We start from the raw sequence: 18,702 nt of genomic DNA, 5'->3' as shown, positions 1-18,702 counted from the left end.
ACTAAAGCAAATCATCCAGCCAATCTGGATGAAGCACGCATTATTGTGCGAGCAAGAATCCTCCATTTACATTCTGCTAACAATCGATATTATTTAAGGGCTGTGTTTAGAAATACTAAACACAATCAAATGACGTCATTTCGAGGATTAATGTGAGAACAAGTACATTCGCCGGCCTCGCCACTTTTGCCGTTGTGGCTAAACACCAAAGCCTGACCAAGGCAGCACAGGAATTGCACCTAACAACTGGTGCGCTCAGCCAGCAAATCAAACAACTAGAGAACCGATTGGATATCACCTTGTTCCACCGCCATTCTCGCGGACTCACCTTGACTGACAGTGGCAAGCAGTTGTTTGATGTGGTGGATCTTAGTATTGGGCAAATCAAGCAAGTATTAGCTGAATTAAAGGCCCCGCTAACCAGTACGGAAATACGGCTTAAACTCACACCGTCTTTTGCCTTCAAATGGTTGGTGCCTAAGCTCCATGACTTTAACCGCCAGTACCCAGAACTCAAGGTACAAACCTTTGCCGATGGTGCACTCGTTGATCACCGGTGTGATGATGTGGATTTGGTGATTGATTACTGCCAGTTCGACACTGATACCAATGGCGGCGAATTATTACTTGAGGAACACCTCGTCCCAGTAATGAGCCCGGCATATTACAACAGTTTCAATTGGCAATCTGAAAGCATATGGCAAGAGATCACTTTGCTACACGATGCAATGCCATGGCAGGGAGCGCAAAAAGATCAGGAATGGCTTAGCTGGTTTGATTCGATGAAGCTAGAGTTGGCTCAGTTACCGCAAGGACACTATTTCAATCGAACCGATATGGCGATGGCAGCAGCAGAAGCGGGGCTCGGTGTAGCCCTTGCTCGCCAAGCCTTGCTGGGCAGCGAAGTTGAACAAAACCGATTAGTCACCCCCTATCCCGCCATTAAGGCCGAGGCCGGATATTTCCTATATCGTCAGCACAATAACCCTGCTGTTGAATGCTTCTGTCAGTGGTTAAGCCAAACCATCACACAGCAACGAAACCGATAACACAACCACCGATAACGCAACCACCTGTAACACAACTAATAGAAAATTGCGGGTAAAAAAAAGCCACCGCCATCAACTCATTTTTTAGAGTTGCTGACGGTGGCTTTAATCGGTTAGACCGCGATTGAATTACGCGATACTAGGTAACTCGCGTACTTACACTGAGAATGCTGAGAAAAGCACGCCCAGGGAACCAATGATGAATACGGCCATAACCGCTTTGCTCGCCATCGGGCCATTGTTCTCTGCCGCTTTACCAAACAGGCCAAATACCAGTGGGTGAACAAGGAATGGCGTAGCAAAGATGAAGGTGATCATACTCGCCGCTTCCGCACCGAACATACCGCCCTGGGTTGCTGCGAACAGACCGAAGTGAGATAGGCCAGACGCTGCTGCCATAGAGGCGTTTTCGATTGGCATACCGGCAAAGTGCAGGATGGTGAAACTACCGAATACTGCGGTAATCTGCCAGCCGAATGAAAATTGCATCAAGCCTTTGATTTCCATCTCATCGTTGCCATTAGCTTTACGCAGGTTCTTGGTTGCTAGATAAACACAGCCCAGACCGACTAGAACAAGAGGAACAACCCACTGCACTAGAAGTACGCCGCTTTCCGCACTTGCAGCCAAGATGGTGAATACGAAGATATGGCCAAGGAAAGGTACGTTAATCATGATCGGAGCACGACCTGCAGCCGTTGCACCAAGGTCACCTGCTGTACATGCGCCTGTCAGACCTGAGTGAGACAGACCGCCCGCCATACCCGGTGCCAAGTTACGCACATGGTTTGCATTTGCCAGGAAGATTAGGATAGCAAGACCACCGAACATCCAGAACATCTGACCGGCAAAGCCGTATACGATTACGCTCTGTAGACCTGGGATGCTGAACGCTTCCATCATGTGAGAACCACCCACCAAGAAGCTACCTGTTAGTACGACAGGGATACCGGCAAAAAGGAGCGCGTTCATTGTTGGACCCAACTTCCACTTAGGCATTGCCATGCCTAGGCCAGAAGAAAGCACCATCGCGAAGAAGATTTGCGGTAGGCCGATAAAGCCTGATACCAACTGGGAAATACGAAGCGAAATGATCAAAACAGCAATAATAGCGATGACTTCAACCACACCACGCACAAGGTAGTTACGCTTGTTGGCAATTTTCGCCTTGCTATCGATAAGGATCAGGGAGATTGTCATGCCTACATACGCTAGCGCCATGTAAGACTCACCTAGAGGGTGAGAACCACTGCGACCTGAAATCAGCGCAGAGACCATCTCGATGCTCATCAGTAGCACGAATGCACGGATCACATACACCAACTGGGTGCTTGTGGTACCGACGAAGACTTCATGTTTACCCGGTTCAACCAAGCTTTCCACACTGCCCAGTTGTTTCATCAACAAACGACGGATTTCCTGTCCACCGACGAAGAATGATGCAATAAGCGCAATGACCGTAGTCTGGCCCAACAACACAATAACCGGGAAATCACCCAAGCCAGGTTGAGCAAGCCCACTTTCTACAAATAGCGTACCCATTAGCAGACCGAAAACAACGATCATCAATACTGCTGAATACTTAGTGCCCGCAACAACGGTACGAGCGAGTAAAACCATGATAACGACAGCAACCATGGAGAAAAACAAGTGATTGAAAGCCACTAGATAGGATAAGTTTTCCATCAAAACTCCAAATAAAACCGCCTCAAAAAAAGCGGTAATTAAACTTATTTACCAGTAAGCATCCTTGCTTGCTCATTAAACTTTGAACTTAAAAAAGAGCTCAAAAAAAAAGGCGCCGAACTGACGTCCGGTGCCTCGCTATATTGTCTATTAACTAGGGTGTTTATCACTATTTCAAAAGTGTTACAGTGCAATTCAATCGTTACTATTTCTGTCAAAGTGAGCAGGCCACCCCCATATGAAACTACAACCTGTTTAATCCTGTTCTTATTTGGAAAAAAACTCTTTATTTTTAATACTTAATCGAAGATCAGCGCGGCCATCAGGCCCACCTTTCAAAATTTCAGAATTTAATGTGCCTCATGCCCAATCAGAAACACCCTACGATGTACTAATCAATTTAACATTTGGAAATATTTATAAGCCCAAGTTACTTGAGTAAATCCGTACTATCGAGGTCGAAGCGGTTTTCCTGTTCAACCTCCAGTGCCAACCATCGGGCAAAAGCCTGGAATTTAGGCCGCTTTTGCATCCCTTCCGGGCATACCAAGTCATAGCCCAAACCGTTATTTATCGACTCAAATGGAGCAACAAGCTCACCGGATTGTAAATAAGGCAAAACAAAACGAAGACGGCCCATCGCGACACCGAGCGACTGCCTTGCCGCCATGATGTCATGCTCGTAAAGGTTAAAAGTACATGTTCGGCGGTAACAATTGATATCCAGATCCATCTTTTCCAACCAGCGAGACCAAATTTGTGAGCGGTCACCATGGATAAACGTCACGTCCTCCAATCGGTTCATTTTTCCCTCTTCGAGTTCAAACTCCTGCGCATAGTCAGGGGAACACACAGGGATACGGCGCTCGTCAAACAAACGGGAGCTGTAACAATCTGGATAGTGGCCGCTACTATAGAAAATTGCGGCATCCAAGGGTTCATATTGAAAATCTGGCCGGTAACCTTTTACCTTCACCCGCAAATTTAACTGCGGATACAGTTCACGAAACTTACCAAGGCGTGGCATCAACCAACTACTGGCAAAGGCCGGGGAAGTTCCGATATATAACTCGCCACTCAACTCATTGCTGATAATATCCTCAAGTTCATTGAAGATACTTTCGAATGACTGGTTCAAGGTCAAAAGCAGCCTTTCCCCTTCCGGCGTCAATTCCATTCGGCGGGTCAACCGGACGAACAGCGGAAAGCCCAGCTGCTTTTCGAGGTTTTTAATCCTATGGCTTACCGCACCTTGGGTGAGATTAAGCTCCTGCGCAGCTTTGGTGAAACTGAGGTATTTGGCCACCACGCTGAATGAATGCATATTGGCCAGCAGTTGTTGTTTACGCTCCACTATCCCTTCCAGTCATTAAGCTGCCTAAATCGGCATGTATTAAAATATTTAATACATTCTACTGCACTTTTCGTTTGTCCGTCTCCCTGAAATTACCGATGATGAGCGCCATTAAATTCACAGTTCATTTCTGGCAAGTGGATTGCCGGGCGCGCTTGCGCTGCCTGAAAAAGTTTCTTCATCTCACAAAATAACAAGGTAAATCATGAACATACTTGGATATCTACAAAAGGTCGGCAAGGCCCTTATGGTACCCGTAGCGACCCTACCTGCTGCGGCTATCCTAATGGGGATTGGATACTGGATGGACCCCGTCGGTTGGGGTTCGGAAAGTGTCGCGGCAGCCTTACTCATTAAATCAGGTGCTGCCATCATTGATAATATGGCGGTGTTGTTTGCAATCGGTGTCGCCTTTGGCTTAAGCCGGGATAAAAGCGGCTCTGCCGCGCTGTCCGGTTATGTTTGCTTTATGGTACTGACCACACTGCTTTCCCCTGCGGTGGTTGCCCAGCTCAAACACATTCCAGCCGATGCGGTACCTGCGGCTTTCTCAAAGATTGCCAACCAGTTTGTCGGTATCCTTGTCGGTATTGTCTCGGCTGAAATCTACAACCGCTTCCACGAGGTCGAATTGCCTAAAGCACTGGCTTTCTTCAGCGGCAAGCGTTTGGTTCCAATCCTGACATCAATCGCCGGTATCGCAATGGCCTGTATCCTGCTGGTTGTCTGGCCGGTCATTTATGATGCATTGATTGCATTCGGAACCCAACTTCAGTCTATGGGTGCTGTGGGTGCAGGCCTGTTCGGCTTCTTCAACCGTTTGATGTTGACCATCGGTATGCACCACGCTTTATATCCAGTGTTCTGGTTTGACGTTGTCGGCATCAACGACATTCCGAACTTCCTTGGCGGTGCGCAATCTATCGCCAACGGTACTGCAGTCGTCGGCCAGACCGGTATGTACCAGGCAGGCTTCTTCCCTATCATGATGTTCGGCCTACCGGGTGCAGCTTTGGCTATCTACCAATGCGCAGACAAGAAAAGCAAAGACAAAGTCTTCTCTATCATGCTGGCAGCGGCAATGGCGTCTTTCTTTACCGGTATCACTGAACCACTTGAATTCAGCTTCATGTTCGTTGCCCCTGTGCTTTACCTGATCCACGCCGTACTGACAGGTATTTCACTCTACATCGCCGCGACAATGGAATGGATGGCAGGTTTCGGCTTTTCGGCAGGCTTGGTTGACCTCGTACTTTCGAGCCAGAACCCATTAGCAACCAAATGGTACATGCTAATTGTACAAGGTCTTGTGTTCTTCGGCCTTTACTACGGCATCTTCCGAGTGACTATTACCAAGTTCAACCTAATGACACCGGGACGCGGCGAAGATGAGCAATCAGGCGTCAACAAGGAAGACATGGGCGAGTTGGCCAATGCTTATATTGCGGCAATCGGCGGTAAGGATAATATCCTTGAAGTTGATAACTGTATCACCCGCCTACGCTTGACGGTAAAAGACTCTTCCATTGCGGATAAAGAGGCGATGAAAGCACTCGGCGCTGCCGGTGTGGTAACCATCGGTTCTGGTGGCCTGCAGGTTATCGTTGGCATGGGCAAAGTTGATAAAGTCGCCCAGGAAATGAAAAATCTGTTGAGCTAATAGCTTAATACCTACCGTCTAAACGGTTCCCCCGAGAGCGAATTGTTAACCGCATCAATTCCCCCTGATGCACACCCAAACATTTCGCTCTCACCCTTTCTGATGCTGTTTCTTTTACAGCAATGAAAAAGGCCCTAGGTTTTTCAACCTAGGGCCTTTTGGCTGTATCTAGAACAGGCTTAAACTGTTCGGCTGATTACAGCTCGATAGTAACGGTTTCGCCGTCAACAGTTAGCATTAGCGTGTTGCCTTCAAGCTTGTGAGACACCTCAACCTGCTCGCCGTTGTTCTTGTTAGGAACAAGTAGCGTTAGGATGTTGTGCTCTTTAGCCGCGCCGAACTCAACTTCTACGTGACGGTGGATTTCTAGATCCTTGTACTCGTATGGGTCAACCTCACCGAAGCCTTCAACGTTCTTAACAGAAAGAATGTTGTCAGCAGACTCGTTGATGAAGTTCACGTCTAGGTGCGCTTTCTCACCACGGATAGTGAACGACTTGTCAGCCACTTCGTTAGCAAATGTCGTGTGCATCAGCCAAGTCATGTCTTTCTCTTCAGAAAGTGTCGCCTTGTCCTGCATCACGAATACTTTACCTTGTACGAACCAGATCTTACGCTTGTAAGACTCGATTTCAGGTACGAAGTACTTGTAAGAAGCCGTCGCATCACCTTCAACCATTTTCACGTCAGACTCAGTGTCGTAGTCAGTGATCTGGCCGCCCGCTTCGATACAGAAGCGATCTTGGTGGTTTTCATAACCTGTGTTCTTGTTCTCGCCGTACTGACCCTTGCCACCGAATAGAGGCAGGTTTTTAGAGAACGTTTGACGACGCCACTTGGTGTGCATGTCAACACCGAAGCCACCGTAGTAGCCAGTGATCGCTGCAAGCGTTTCACCGAATGCGTGTAGGGTAAATGCGTTCTGGTCACCGTGTGAGTGAGAGATAGAACCAAATGGTGAACACTTGAATACCATGTGGATGTGGTTATCACGCTCAGTCATCTTGTTATGGAACGCCGCCCAACCAGTGATTGGGAACACTTTCAGTAGTGGGTCGTTCGACGGTGCTTTCTCTTCAGGTGCATCCCATAGGATGTTGAAGCGAAGATCGTCGTAGCCGAAGTCCCACCAACCGAAGTTGTAGAATTTAGTGTGTGCTTCAGTATCGCGGCCTTTCAGCTGGTTGTAGTACCACACGTACTCTGGCTTCTGGTTAACACCCGCGTAGTGCTTGATGTTGTAAGCCAGTTTCAGGCCAGGGAAGTCACCGATTGAAGACTGGTCACAGAAGCTCGCACGCTTAGAGTGAACAGGCATACAGTAAAGCGGGAAGTCACCGGTGTTTTCGTAGAATGTCTTGTTGAACATATCTACGCCACAGTAGGCTTTCAATAGGTCGAATGCTTCGCCTAGGAATGCAGTTTGAGTGTTCCAGTAATCAGGACCTTCTGCCCAGCCACCGTCTTCACCACCCCATGGCGGGTAATGTACTGCATAGTACTCTAGCGCGTATGCGATGTATTCGCCCGCTTTCGGGTGATCGTGGTAAAGCGCGATACACGTTGGGATAATCGCAGAAGAGATAGAACGAACACCGTGGCTGTTCAGCGGGTTGTTCAGTAGATCTACCGTTACTTTCAGGTGGTGCATGATTTCGTCTAGACGTTCAATCAATGCATCTTGAACTTGCTGACGCTCTTCGTCTGTGAAGTGAGCGTGTAGCCAGTCGTAACCCCAAGCCATTGCCGCGATAACACGGAATGCGGCTTCATCGTTGTAACCACGAGAAGTCACGCCTTCTGGATCGTAAGTAGAAAGTTTTAGAGTCCAAGCTTTTGCTTTTGCGATTAGCTCTTCGTCTTCTTTTACGATACCGGCGATTGCCAGGTTACGTGTTGCGTTAAGTGCCATCTGGCAATCAACGTACATTTGACGCCAGTAAGGACGCCATAGCGACGCTTTACCCACTGTTTCTTCTGGGTAAGGCTGTGGCTCTGCGTAAGGTTCTGTGTCTAGGAACTTAACGGTTGAGTTGTTCCAGAAATCGTCGAACATGCAGTATGACTCATCAGCCTGCACCTTCGCTTTAAAATCTGCTAGATCTTTAGCTTGAACCAGAAGACGAGGACGCTCTTCGCTCAAGTTGTCTAGAAAAGAAAGGTCGAAGTCACGCTTTTGTACTTCGATAGGGAGTAGGTCTACAAGGTTACCAGCTGAAGTATCATTTTCCAGCTTCATCTTCCTGATCGCATCAAGAGATTTTTGGTTGCTCATGCTAACTCTCTTATATCAATGAAAGTGTATGGGGATTGGTATAAATCAATTAATGCTATTGTAATACAATAAGGGGAATAGTCACCACCCTGACACGAATTTTTACTTATTTCGTGATATGGCGATATGCAACAAAGCGCAATTATGGCACTAAAACAAAATGCTATGCATCCAGTTTTACTTAGGCGAATTTAAAGATGAGGCGAGTTTTAAAACATAGCCAAGAAACAGGCTTCTGACCAATCCCCCTCCTCTCCATGTCTATGAGATTGCAGGAGGATTGATAACAGATAGAACTGGAAAGATGTTGGGTAGCCCTTAGGCCGGCAGTGTCGAGAAACTCTGGCGGGTTACCGGTCCCCAATAAGGGTCCTGGTAGATATCTTCCGCATAGCTTTCATTGGTGAAGGCACCAATGGCCCTGCGCCAGAAAGCGATAGCATGTACCGCGCCATCAATTTGCTTGCTCTCCCACTCGCCGGGCATCATGGCAAACAATTGATGGGCAAACTGCTGCCCCATCTTGTTCTTGCGGAAAATAGGCACGACGTAGAAATCGCACACTTCGTAATGACCCGCAGACGTCTCCGCAATCGCTGCCAATCCAGCCGGCGCATTATCGATATAAAGCAGGAATCCCATCACGTTGCCGCCAATCAAGGTATCCATAGCGAACAGCCCATTTTCATCAGGCATTTTCTTGGTATAGACGGAGAACTCTGCCTCATAGGGCTGCGACAGGTTGAGGTAGGTTTGCATGTTGGTCTGATCGACACTGACAATTTTCACGGTGGCTTCCACTAGGCTGATTATCATTATCTTCTTAGGCTATTACAGCCCAGTGGATACCGCAATAAACACCTAGCAGCAGGATGTTAGGTGGCTGCTAGGTGCGCCTGTAGCCAGGGGCCATCAAGCTTGGAGGCACTTTTGTTTAACTTGAGAAATGAATGGGTACAAGAAGGCAAAACGGCCAACATAAAACAAGGTAAACGCAAGCCATAGACCGTGATTGCCCATACTGTCTACCGTAAGGTAAGTAACAATCAGGAATACAACCAAAGTCGCGATACTTGAATCACGAACCGGACGGGTGGTGCCAGTACCGGTAAATATGCCGTATACCGTCAGGCCATAACCCGCTACCAACGGGAACAGCAATAACCAAGCCGACATCTCCTCGAACAAATCAATGATCGATGGGATCTGGGTAAACAGCAGGACCAAGTCATCCTTGAACAGGGCAATGAAAGCGGTCATCACGACCACAAACAACGTAGTCCATTGGAAATTTAGCTTTAGCACGTCTTTGAGCAGGCCAGGATTCTTTTCACCAACAGCCTTTCCGGAAAACACACTTGATGCATTGGCAACACCATCGAACATATAGCTGATGATAAAGGTCACCTGCATCAGGATAGCATTGGTCGCCAGCACATCCGCCCCTAGACGAGAACCCGTCCTTGCCATCATGTTGAAGAAAATCAAAATACAAACAGTCCGCAGCATCAAGTCGGTATTTGATGAAATAATGGTCTTCAGATCAGCTTTACTGATCTTTGCCATGCCAAGGTACTGCCACAGTGAAAAATCACTTGATTTCACAATCAACGCCATGCCGATAGCAAAGGTGGTTGCCTGGGCAATCAAACTGGCGAACGCCACTCCGGCGACACCGAAGTCAAACCAGAGAACGAAAATGGCATCTAGGATAATATTGAGCACATTACCGAAGACTTGGGTAAACAGGACTTCCTTCACCTTCGCCTGCCCCATCAACCAACCTATAACGGTATAATTAAGCAGTACCAACGGGGCACCAAATATGAGGATATCAAAGTAGGTCTTGGCGTGGACGGCAACATCCGCAGCGGGTTCTATTACCCATAATGCCCCCTGCCAAATAAGAGACTGGGTCAAAACAAAGATCAATCCCACCAACCCTGACAGCATAAAAGGGCGGATCAAACTGCTGGCTTTGGCTTCATTACAGTTCTTGCCCATGGCAATGGCACTCTGCCCAGTGGTACTCACCCGGAAAAAACCAAACAACCAGTAGAGCGTATTCATTATAACGGTACCGATAGCCACCCCACCTATTAATTCGGCAACACCCAAGCGGCCAATAACAGCGGTATCGACAGCACCAAGCAATGGTTGGGTGACGGTCGAAATAATAAACGGGATTGCAATCTTGTAATAATCTTTGTTTGTTAAAGCCATGATTTATATCGTTCAGATGTAATATTGTGAGGCGTATATTGGGCCTGCAACAAGCTCCTAAAGGCACTCGCTCAGAGATAATCTAGGTTCTTTTTTACCCGTATTGAGGCAGGTCGGAGCTGTTATTCGGTGCGAAATGAGAATTATTACCACAAAAACTCATTATCTCCTAATCTTTTCATAAATTATGAAACTGCAAAAAACACTACTTTGAGGGCAAAAAATTGCATAAATGCATTTTTTTACCATGAAACTACTTTTTTTATTCCTCACTGCCCTTGTCATACTTTTAAAAATGATTATCATCGTTACTTTATAACATTACATTGATACCCAAATGAATGCACCACTACTTACCGTCAACCAGTTAAGCCTCAATCACGACAAAGGCTCGCTGTTTAAGAACATCGCATTCGAAGTCAATGCAGGAGAAATCTTGGCGGTAATGGGTCCATCGGGTATCGGTAAGTCAATGATGTCAAAAGCTATTGCTGGATTCCTACCCAAAGGGATTCAACCGCAAGGTGAAATCCGTATTGCGGGTAATGACGTTGCCCAAATCAACTTGCTAAAGCGCACTCCAGAGCAACGTGCTGCAGTTATTTTCCAAGACCCACTCCAGGCTTTAAACCCTTTGGCTCGTATCGGCACGCAGTTGAGTTTAGCGCTCAGTGCGGGGAATCCTAAAAATGAGGCGGGCAAAGAGGTGATCTGTGCTTTGCTTAGCCAACTTGGTTTTGAAAAGCCAGAACAAACTCTCAAGCACTATCCAAGCCAGCTTTCAGGCGGCCAACGCCAGCGAATTTGTATTGCCATGGCACTGCTTGGTAGTGCACAGGTTCTCATCGCCGATGAACCAACCAGCGCGTTGGACCCCGTGACCGAGAGGGAAATCCTCGATTTACTGAGAAGCAGCATCAAGCAGCAAGGCATTGCCGGCGTTTTGATCACCCATGATCTTCACAGTGCGTTAGCTTGTGACAAGCTCGTTGTGATTGATGAGGGACAAATGATTGCCTACGGCAAACCACAACAAGCCCTGCTAGACAGCCAGCACCCATTTTGCCTTCAACTGCGCCAGTTGATGGTATAGGAGCACACATGCATCATCACAACAGTGGCTCGGCCCAACTTCGTTTCGACAATGTCAGTGTGCATTACTACTCAAGGCCAAGTTGGTTAGGCGGAAAGCCCTTCGTCGCGCTTAACAAACTGAACTTAAATGTTGATCAGCAAAGCCTGGCAATTGTCGGCCCATCCGGTGCGGGCAAATCGACCTTGATTGAATTGCTGTTTGGCCTGCGACAAATCAGCGAAGGTGAGGTTTACCTTTGCGAGCAACCGCTTTCTCAAATTTCGGCGCAACAACGCCAGCAACTGTGCCGACATATCCAGCTTATCCCGCAGGAGCCGCACACTAGCCTGAATCCTTATTATACCGTGAGGGAGATTCTGACAGAGCCACAACACTGTGTAGGTATGACCGAAGGTTGCGAACAACGTCTGCTGCAGGCCCTTGCTGATGTCAACTTAAGTGCTGACCTGCTTGAGCACAAGTCAAGCCAACTGTCACTGGGCCAAGCCCAGCGGGTTGCTATTGCCCGAGCACTTGTGGTTGAACCTTGTGTATTAGTTGCCGATGAACCCACCAGTAGCTTGGATCCCGTCAGCCGCCGGTACATTCTCGATTTGCTCCAGAATCTGCAAAAGCAAAGGGATATGAGGTTACTTCTAGTGACCCATGACCTAAGTGCCGCCAAAGAATTATGTGATGAGATCCTAGTACTCGCTCAAGGAGAAGTCGTTGAGTACGGTACCGCAGAAGAGATCTTTGACAACCCGACCCACCCTATCAGCCAATCGTTGGTAGATATGCAATATCCATCGCAAGCCATTGCGAGCTAACTATGATTATCAAGGACATTATCATGCCCTCAAACCTGCTTAAAACCACTGTTGCCGCTGGCCTAATGCTAGCCCTAAGTGGTTGTTTCGATTCATCTACAGACAACACAGCTGCAAACGAAGGCGCAGAAATTCATCTTGCCATGATGCAGCCGCCACGTACTGGCCTCTCACCTTTGTCTGATGATGCGTTCAAACTTTCCCGCTGGAGAACCGCGGAGACTCTTGTTGAGTTGAACCCACAAGCTGAAGCTTTACCGAAACTCGCAACAGAGTGGAAGCAGGTTGATGATCTGACTTGGCAATTTACTATCCGTGATGGTGTTGTTTTCCATGATGGCAGCAAACTGACAGCTGAGACTGTCGTTAATTCTCTAGAGAAGGCCTTCGCGGCGGCACCTAAGCCACGTATTATCGACGGTATCGAATGGCAAGTTCGTGCCTTAGATAGCATGCGTGTCGAAATTAAAACCGAGTTTAACGACCCACTTTTACCTAGCCGCCTTTCGAGCCCGCAGCTTTCTATCCTTGCCGCCAGTGCTTACCAAGATAACGGAAGTGTTAACCCGACCCGTACCGGTAGTGGCCCATTCATCCTGACCGAAATTAACGGTGCAACCAGCGCAAAACTAGAGCGTTTTGATGATTACTGGGGTGAGAAAGCTAAAATCGCACGTGTAACCGCTGAGTATGTGCCAGATGGTTTCGCCCGTGCTGCAGCACTGCGTACCGGTACAGCAGATGTCGTTGAAGCCGTGCCTGTTTCTCAGTTGGCGATGATTGATCCTGAGCTTCTTCACGAAGTCAGCATGCCTCGTACCAATACGCTGTACCTGAACAACTCATCAGAGGTATTCAGTAAGCTTGAAATGCGCAAGGTTGCTGCTGCTGCTATTGACCGTGAGCAGATCATCAAAACGGTTTACGAAAACCGTGCTGACAAAGCCGATGGCCTACTTGGTCCTGCGCTTGCTTGGGCAGCTCCAATCCGCCCTGATGCACCAGAGCTTGAACAAGGCCTAAAAGCTAATGGCGAGAAAATTGTCCTTGGTACATTTACCGACCGTGCAGAGCTTCCAGAAGTTGCCGTTTTAGTTAAGCAACAACTAGAAAATGCCGGCTTTAATGTAGAGCTGGATATCCGTGAATACGCCCAAATCGAAAACGATGCCCTTGCCGGTAACTTTGATATCTTCATGCTATCACGTGCCACGGTACTCGATTCAGGTGACCCAGTCGCTTATATGATGAGTGATTTCGGTTGTGAAGGCTCATTCAACCTAGGTCAGTTCTGTTCAGAAGAAGTGGATGCAGCACTGACCCATGCAGACCTTCAACCGCTAGGTGAAGCTCGCCAAAAAGCGACCATTGAAGCGGAGCAGATCATCCTCGGCCAATACGCAGCGATCCCTCTACTTCATGAGCGTGTCATCCAAGGTGAAAGCCTACGCGTTCAAAATGCAGAGCGTGACCCTCGCGAACGTCTGCTTGTCACTGAATTTACGGATGTGAACTAAGCACAATGCGATTTGCCAACCTTTCAGGTTCTCCTATGCTAAATCGCTCACTACCATGGCTGTCACGCGCGGGTGCGCTGTCGGCCATGGTCGTGCTGGTTGGCTTATTGCCGGATATTGCCGGCATTGATCCTACCCAAGCGATTTTGCGTGCCCGCTCAGGGCAACAGCGCATGATGACGCCGGAGGCCCTAGAAGCAGTCCGTCAGGATCTAGGACTGCACCGAACCAGCTTGGAAAGGCTTTGGGACTGGCTTACATCCCTTTTTCAAGGTGACCTCGGTGTCTCTTGGATTGACGGCAGTCCTGTCAGCCAATCAATAATGAGTGCCGCTGGCACCTCATTATTGTTGATGGCTTGTGCATTCGGCCTGACCTTGTTGTTCTGTGGCATCAGTGTCCAGCACACTATGTGGCAATGGCGACGGAACCGACTGGATAAGCTCAATGGCAGTATCAGTACAGTACTTATCACGCTGCCTGAATACGTAATAGCCACCTTGCTGATTTTGTTCTTTGCTATTTGGTTAAACCTGTTACCTCCTTATGGTTGGCAGGGTTGGCAAAACATCTGGTTACCAAGCCTTGCTTTGGCATTACCTGCTACAGGCTTGTTTACCAAGCTGCTCAACGATAGCCTACAACGGGTTTTGGATGAACCTTGGGTCATCACCTGGCTCAGTGCCAATATAAGCTCTGTGCACATTGGCCGTTATGCGCTGCGCCGTGCCCTTAGCAACCTGCTTCCGCAGATTGCTATGATCGTCATCGGCTTGACCGGTGGTGCGGTAACAGTCGAGCATATATTCTCCATTCCGGGTATTGGCCGGCTGACATTGGGGGCAACAGCTGCTCAGGATCTTCCGACCCTTCAGGGCGGGTTGCTGTTCCTTCTCGTTATGTCAATTGCTATTAGTAGCCTGACCATCCTTTTCCAACACCTATGGCTAGGACAAGGGTTGAAGAGTGGCAAACTGATCACCAGTAATCCTCCACTCGGCTTTACCAAAAACCGCACTAAGCGCATTGTCAGTGCTTCTATCTTGCTGCTATTGGTTGGCTTTGCCTTATGGGCAGAAATGCGTGATCCCTACACCAGCCAGTTTAGCCGCTTGCTCTCACCAAGTTTGGCAGCGCCACTTGGTGCCGATGCCGTTGGTCGTGACTTGCTGGCCCGAGTAGGCCAAGGGATGCTTTCCACCCTGAGCATGGGTGTGCTGGCAACAATCCTCAGCTTACTGGTCGGGATCATCATGGGGTTCAACACCAAACTCAGCCAGGGCTTGATTGAAGTCACCAAAGGGACACCGTATATCGTAGCCGGCCTGCTGGTTGCAGGGCTTTCTGGTATGCATCCAAACAGTGCGCTTATCGCTGTGGTATTGGTTTCCTGGGCACCTTTGGCTTCCCATTGTTCCAGCCTATTACTTGAGGCAAGGGCACAGCCGCATATCCGTTTAGCACCACTTTGGGGTGTGGGTCGTTGGCGAATGTTGAGACATTATCAGCTGCCTTATATTTTACCGCCGTTGCTAAGGCACACGGTCATGCGATTTCCACCTATCACACTAAGCCTGACAGCATTGAGCTTCATTGGCTTGGGCGCAAAGCCTCCTCATCCAGAGTGGGGATTGCTGATAGCCGAAAGCCTGCCTTACATTGAGCGTGCGCCGCAAGCGGTTCTGGCTCCTATCCTAGGTCTGGTATTGGTAAGCATCGCTATTAATCTGCTGTTTGAAGACCAGCAGGAAAAATAAGCCAATATAAACAACAAACCCAGCAGCAATCATTCATTGCCGCTGGGTTTTCTTTTGGTTTGAAATAATGATTAAGTATTACTTGTTATTGATTACACCTCGTTCAGACTGACATGGTTGCGCTTTTTAACATTTAACTGCCATTCGTAACTCATCAGGAACCAATAACTCGCCGCAGCTAAAATACCGCCAATAAAGAGCGAGAAGTTTGCCAGTTCAACCACAATAAATGAGGAGAACAATGCCGCTACCGTTGATGGAATTAACGCATATATTGCTTGCTTGTTTACGCCACCCTGATACCAGTAACGACTGGTTTTATCTTCGGTATATAGCGCAGAAATATCAATTTCTTGTTTCCTGATTTTAAAGTAATCAATGATAATGATGCCGTATAGAGGGCCAATCACTGCAGCTAGCACATCAACCGTATAATGAATAACTTCTGGATTATTGAACAAATTCCAAGGCGTAATTAATACCGAACCGACAGCGGCAATAAAACCACCGGTTTTGAAACTGATCTTCTGAGGTGACACATTGGAAAAATCAAAAGCCGGAGCAACAAAGTTAGCCACGATATTGATGCCAATGGTTGCCAGAATAAAGGTAAAAGCACCGAGAATAATCACCAGGCCATTATCTAGGCGATGAACAGTTTCGATTGGGTCAGTAATAATTTCACCAAATACCGGCATTGAGGCGGCAACAATAATCACACTGAATAGCGAGAAAAGAACAAAGTTAATCGGCAGCCCTAGGAAGTTACCAAACTTCAGAGCCTTATAAGAGCTACAGTAACGAGAGAAGTCACTGAAATTCAAAGTAGGCCCTGCAAAATAACCTGCAACCAAGGCTGTTGCTACTGCCATCTGGGTAAATGCATCCCAGCCAGTAAGTGATGAGTCACTTAGGTTGAAATCGATATTCTGCCAACCTGCTTTATAGACCATCCAAGCCGTCAGCAATGTCATTGCCAAATAAATAGCTGGGCCAGACCAATCAATCAGTTTACGAATTGCCCCCATACCGAACATGAAGACCATCGCCTGGGTTATCCACATAAAGACAAAGCCAAACCAGCCTAATGGTGATAAGCCTAAGAAAGACCCTTCGGTATAACGTCCATATTCCGGAGCAAAATAAAGGATCAGAACAATAAAGGCACTAGAAGCCAAGAACGTTTGAATACCATACCAAACGACAGCGATTAACCCGCGTATTACCGCTGGAATATTCGCCCCCAGCACACCAAATGACATTCGGCAAACAACGGGAAAAGGAACACCGGCTTTTTGTCCCGGTTTACCCATTAAATTAGCGAAATACTGGACAATCGAAATACCCAATATTAAACAAACAAAAACCTGCCAACTCGCTAAGCCAAGTGCAAATAAGCTTGCTGCAAATACATAACCACCCACGGAGTGAACATCTGACATCCAAAAAGCAAAAATACTGTACCAGCCCCATTTCTGCTCTTTCTCCGGGGCCAGATCATCATTAATCAATCTGGGACTGATCGTTACACCTTTAATTTCCTTATCCATAATAATTCCCTCTCTCAATTGTATACAATTAATGTATACAATCATCATGCCAACGTTTTTATCCGCTTAAATAAAGGGTTAGATGGATTATATAAGTAAAAATAAGGTGTTATGCGCATCAATATGATGCAGGCTTGCCCCAAATTAGCGCACTAAAATGTCCATATCGCATTTTATTATTTGTTTATTTGCTTTTATTATGAAAATTCAATTAAGCTAATTGTATACACTTATACGACATATTGTATTTAATGGATGTTATGGACTGATAACCATGATTCAATACGATGCTATTTATCTCAAAATTCGTGATGCGATTGTTACCCAACAATTAGTACCGGGTGTTCGCTTGCCAGAAGATAAGCTGGCCGAAAGGTTCAAAGTCAGCCGCACAGCGATCCGCAAGGTACTGCAACAATTGGCGATAGAGCGCTTCATTACGATCCAGCCTAACAAAGGGGCTGAAGTCAGGACACCTTCAGCGACAGAGGCTCAAGAAGTCTTTGAAAGCCGCATTTTGATCGAAACCGGCTTGATCCCTGCAATTGCCAACCATTGGCAGCCACACCATGCAGAGAACCTACGAAAGATCATTGCGCAAGAAGACAGAGCCAAGGACGAGAACGATTTTGCCGCTGCAATCAGATATACCGCCTTGTTCCACATCGAGTTGGCCAAAGTTGCCAACAACGACACCCTAACCCAGTTTGTTGAACAACTGGCTTTTCGATCCTCACTGATCATTGCCGTATTTGGCACCAAGCACAGTGTCGGTTGTGATTGTGGTAGCCACATCGAGCTCATTTCACTGTTAGATAACGGTGAGGTAAACGCCGGAAAAACATGGATGGAACACCACTTAGAGATCATTCAAAACAGCCTTGTATTCGACAAGAACAGCAAGGCGGTCGATTTCGATACCCTATTCCATTAAGCACAGTTTTTTTACATCAAAGAGGAGCCCACGGATGCGGATCCAACTTATCAACCCCAATACCTGCCAGGGAATGACAGACAAAATCGCCCTATGTGCACAGCATATTGCCCTGCCAACCACCCAAATTACCGCCTGCTCCCCCGAGCATGGACCCGAGACCATCGAATGCGCCCGCGATGAAGTCTTAGCTTCAGCAGGGTTGCTCGACGTGATCAGAGAGTGTGAGCAAGAGACGAACAAGCCTGATGCCTATATTGTTGCCTGTTTTGGCGATCCGGCCCTTGATGCCGCTAAGGAACTCACCGAAGCTCCAGTGCTTGGTATTGCACAAGCTGCCTTTCATGCCGCCAGTTTAGTCGCCCATCGATTTTCGGTAGTCACTACCCTCGCACGCACAATCCCAACTGCCGAGCACTTATTACAACGTTATGGCCTAGCGGAGCGTTGCTGTGCCATTCGAGCTATCGAGTTACCGGTTTTGGCACTGGAGCAAACCGACAATGCCACCTTCCAGCAGTTGTTAGCCGCCTGTCGGGAAACCCTCCATTATGATGGCGCAGAAGCCATCGTACTTGGCTGTGCGGGTATGTCAGATCTTGTTTCAGACTTGCAGAGTGAACTGGGTGTTCCGATCATCGATGGTGTTACCGCAGCTGTCAGCCTGGCTGAGTCGCTCCATCGGCTATCCTTATCAACATCAAAGGTTGCAACCTATGCCCCGCCACCCGCCAAACCGTTCACTGGTCGTTACCAGCATTGGTCGGCAGTTGCAGGCAAGGAGGACTAACC

At 47.7% G+C, this 18,702-nt stretch carries 14 protein-coding genes; 8 read left to right on the top strand and 6 right to left on the bottom strand.

The genetic code is table 11. The features are described from left to right. Positions 1–152: 152 nt before the first annotated feature. Positions 153–1,049, top strand: a complete 897-nt coding sequence (locus tag BIZ37_RS02885) for a LysR substrate-binding domain-containing protein (RefSeq protein WP_370577295.1) — start codon at positions 153–155, stop codon at positions 1,047–1,049. A 156-nt stretch (positions 1,050–1,205) separates the two neighbouring features. Here the strand turns inward: BIZ37_RS02885 and BIZ37_RS02880 are convergent, their stop codons facing one another. Continuing rightward, positions 1,206–2,735 (bottom strand): hypothetical protein, encoded by a 1,530-nt coding sequence (locus tag BIZ37_RS02880; RefSeq protein ID WP_107297194.1) that lies wholly within the window; start codon positions 2,733–2,735, stop codon positions 1,206–1,208. Between the two features lie 430 nt (positions 2,736–3,165). Continuing rightward, the gene (locus BIZ37_RS02875) at positions 3,166–4,059 is read right to left on the bottom strand and encodes a LysR substrate-binding domain-containing protein (RefSeq protein WP_187460247.1); all 894 of its coding nucleotides are present in this window, start codon (positions 4,057–4,059) and stop codon (positions 3,166–3,168) included. Between the two features lie 235 nt (positions 4,060–4,294). On the opposite strand from BIZ37_RS02875, the gene nagE reads away from it, so the two are divergent. Further along, the gene (gene nagE, locus BIZ37_RS02870; RefSeq protein WP_187460220.1) at positions 4,295–5,749 is read left to right on the top strand and encodes an N-acetylglucosamine-specific PTS transporter subunit IIBC; all 1,455 of its coding nucleotides are present in this window, start codon (positions 4,295–4,297) and stop codon (positions 5,747–5,749) included. 196 nt (positions 5,750–5,945) lie between these two features. Here nagE and BIZ37_RS02865 read toward each other — a convergent pair whose 3' ends face one another. From BIZ37_RS02865 to BIZ37_RS02855, 3 genes are all read right to left on the bottom strand, one after another. Beyond that, entirely contained in the window at positions 5,946–8,024 is a 2,079-nt protein-coding gene (locus BIZ37_RS02865) for a DUF4962 domain-containing protein (protein ID WP_107297196.1), read from the bottom strand. Between the two features lie 318 nt (positions 8,025–8,342). Next, positions 8,343–8,813 carry a hypothetical protein gene (locus tag BIZ37_RS02860; protein WP_187460219.1) on the bottom strand — a complete coding sequence of 157 codons (471 nt, stop codon included), beginning with the start codon at positions 8,811–8,813 and terminating at the stop codon, positions 8,343–8,345. A gap of 123 nt (positions 8,814–8,936) precedes the next feature. Next, positions 8,937–10,247, bottom strand: a complete 1,311-nt coding sequence (locus BIZ37_RS02855) for an MATE family efflux transporter (protein ID WP_187460218.1) — start codon at positions 10,245–10,247, stop codon at positions 8,937–8,939. Between the two features lie 337 nt (positions 10,248–10,584). Here BIZ37_RS02855 and BIZ37_RS02850 point away from each other — a divergent pair, with 337 nt between their 5' ends. Genes BIZ37_RS02850 through BIZ37_RS02835 form a run of 4 tightly spaced genes read left to right on the top strand, consistent with a single transcriptional unit; the run spans position 10,585 to position 15,426 of the window. Continuing rightward, positions 10,585–11,340, top strand: a complete 756-nt coding sequence (locus BIZ37_RS02850) for an ATP-binding cassette domain-containing protein (RefSeq protein ID WP_187460217.1) — start codon at positions 10,585–10,587, stop codon at positions 11,338–11,340. A gap of 8 nt (positions 11,341–11,348) precedes the next feature. Then, on the top strand, positions 11,349–12,152 hold the full coding sequence (locus BIZ37_RS02845; RefSeq protein ID WP_187460216.1) for an ABC transporter ATP-binding protein: 804 nt from the start codon (positions 11,349–11,351) through the stop codon (positions 12,150–12,152). 23 nt (positions 12,153–12,175) lie between these two features. Then, the gene (locus BIZ37_RS02840) at positions 12,176–13,669 is read left to right on the top strand and encodes an ABC transporter substrate-binding protein (protein WP_187460215.1); all 1,494 of its coding nucleotides are present in this window, start codon (positions 12,176–12,178) and stop codon (positions 13,667–13,669) included. 35 nt (positions 13,670–13,704) lie between these two features. Then, positions 13,705–15,426, top strand: coding sequence for an ABC transporter permease subunit (locus BIZ37_RS02835; RefSeq protein ID WP_187460214.1), 1,722 nt, complete (start codon positions 13,705–13,707; stop codon positions 15,424–15,426). Between the two features lie 92 nt (positions 15,427–15,518). Here the strand turns inward: BIZ37_RS02835 and BIZ37_RS02830 are convergent, their stop codons facing one another. After that, complete coding sequence (locus BIZ37_RS02830) at positions 15,519–16,976, bottom strand: NCS1 family nucleobase:cation symporter-1 (RefSeq protein WP_187460213.1); 1,458 nt, start codon at positions 16,974–16,976, stop codon at positions 15,519–15,521. Positions 16,977–17,250: 274 nt separating this feature from the next. Here BIZ37_RS02830 and BIZ37_RS02825 point away from each other — a divergent pair, with 274 nt between their 5' ends. Next, positions 17,251–17,910: a GntR family transcriptional regulator gene (locus BIZ37_RS02825; RefSeq protein ID WP_187460212.1), complete on the top strand. Its 660-nt coding sequence runs from the start codon at positions 17,251–17,253 to the stop codon at positions 17,908–17,910. A gap of 34 nt (positions 17,911–17,944) precedes the next feature. Then, positions 17,945–18,700 (top strand): aspartate/glutamate racemase family protein, encoded by a 756-nt coding sequence (locus tag BIZ37_RS02820; RefSeq protein ID WP_187460211.1) that lies wholly within the window; start codon positions 17,945–17,947, stop codon positions 18,698–18,700. Positions 18,701–18,702: the final 2 nt, after the last annotated feature.

Source organism: Photobacterium sp. BZF1, from assembly GCF_014349205.1.
GTDB lineage: Bacteria > Pseudomonadota > Gammaproteobacteria > Enterobacterales > Vibrionaceae > Photobacterium.
This window is presented reverse-complemented; position numbering and strand designations above follow the sequence as displayed.

Excerpts from the sequence above, each read along its gene's own strand:
- BIZ37_RS02830 (WP_187460213.1), bottom strand. The coding sequence starts at position 16,976 with ATGGATAAGGAAATTAAAGGTGTAACGATCAGTCCCAGATTGATTAAT.
- BIZ37_RS02855 (WP_187460218.1), bottom strand. The coding sequence starts at position 10,247 with ATGGCTTTAACAAACAAAGATTATTACAAGATTGCAATCCCGTTTATT.
- nagE (WP_187460220.1), top strand. The coding sequence starts at position 4,295 with ATGAACATACTTGGATATCTACAAAAGGTCGGCAAGGCCCTTATGGTA.
- BIZ37_RS02880 (WP_107297194.1), bottom strand. The coding sequence starts at position 2,735 with ATGGAAAACTTATCCTATCTAGTGGCTTTCAATCACTTGTTTTTCTCC.
- BIZ37_RS02820 (WP_187460211.1), top strand. The coding sequence starts at position 17,945 with ATGCGGATCCAACTTATCAACCCCAATACCTGCCAGGGAATGACAGAC.
- BIZ37_RS02875 (WP_187460247.1), bottom strand. The coding sequence starts at position 4,059 with ATGCATTCATTCAGCGTGGTGGCCAAATACCTCAGTTTCACCAAAGCT.
- BIZ37_RS02865 (WP_107297196.1), bottom strand. The coding sequence starts at position 8,024 with ATGAGCAACCAAAAATCTCTTGATGCGATCAGGAAGATGAAGCTGGAA.
- BIZ37_RS02835 (WP_187460214.1), top strand. The coding sequence starts at position 13,705 with ATGCTAAATCGCTCACTACCATGGCTGTCACGCGCGGGTGCGCTGTCG.
- BIZ37_RS02845 (WP_187460216.1), top strand. The coding sequence starts at position 11,349 with ATGCATCATCACAACAGTGGCTCGGCCCAACTTCGTTTCGACAATGTC.
- BIZ37_RS02825 (WP_187460212.1), top strand. The coding sequence starts at position 17,251 with ATGATTCAATACGATGCTATTTATCTCAAAATTCGTGATGCGATTGTT.
- BIZ37_RS02850 (WP_187460217.1), top strand. The coding sequence starts at position 10,585 with ATGAATGCACCACTACTTACCGTCAACCAGTTAAGCCTCAATCACGAC.
- BIZ37_RS02840 (WP_187460215.1), top strand. The coding sequence starts at position 12,176 with ATGCCCTCAAACCTGCTTAAAACCACTGTTGCCGCTGGCCTAATGCTA.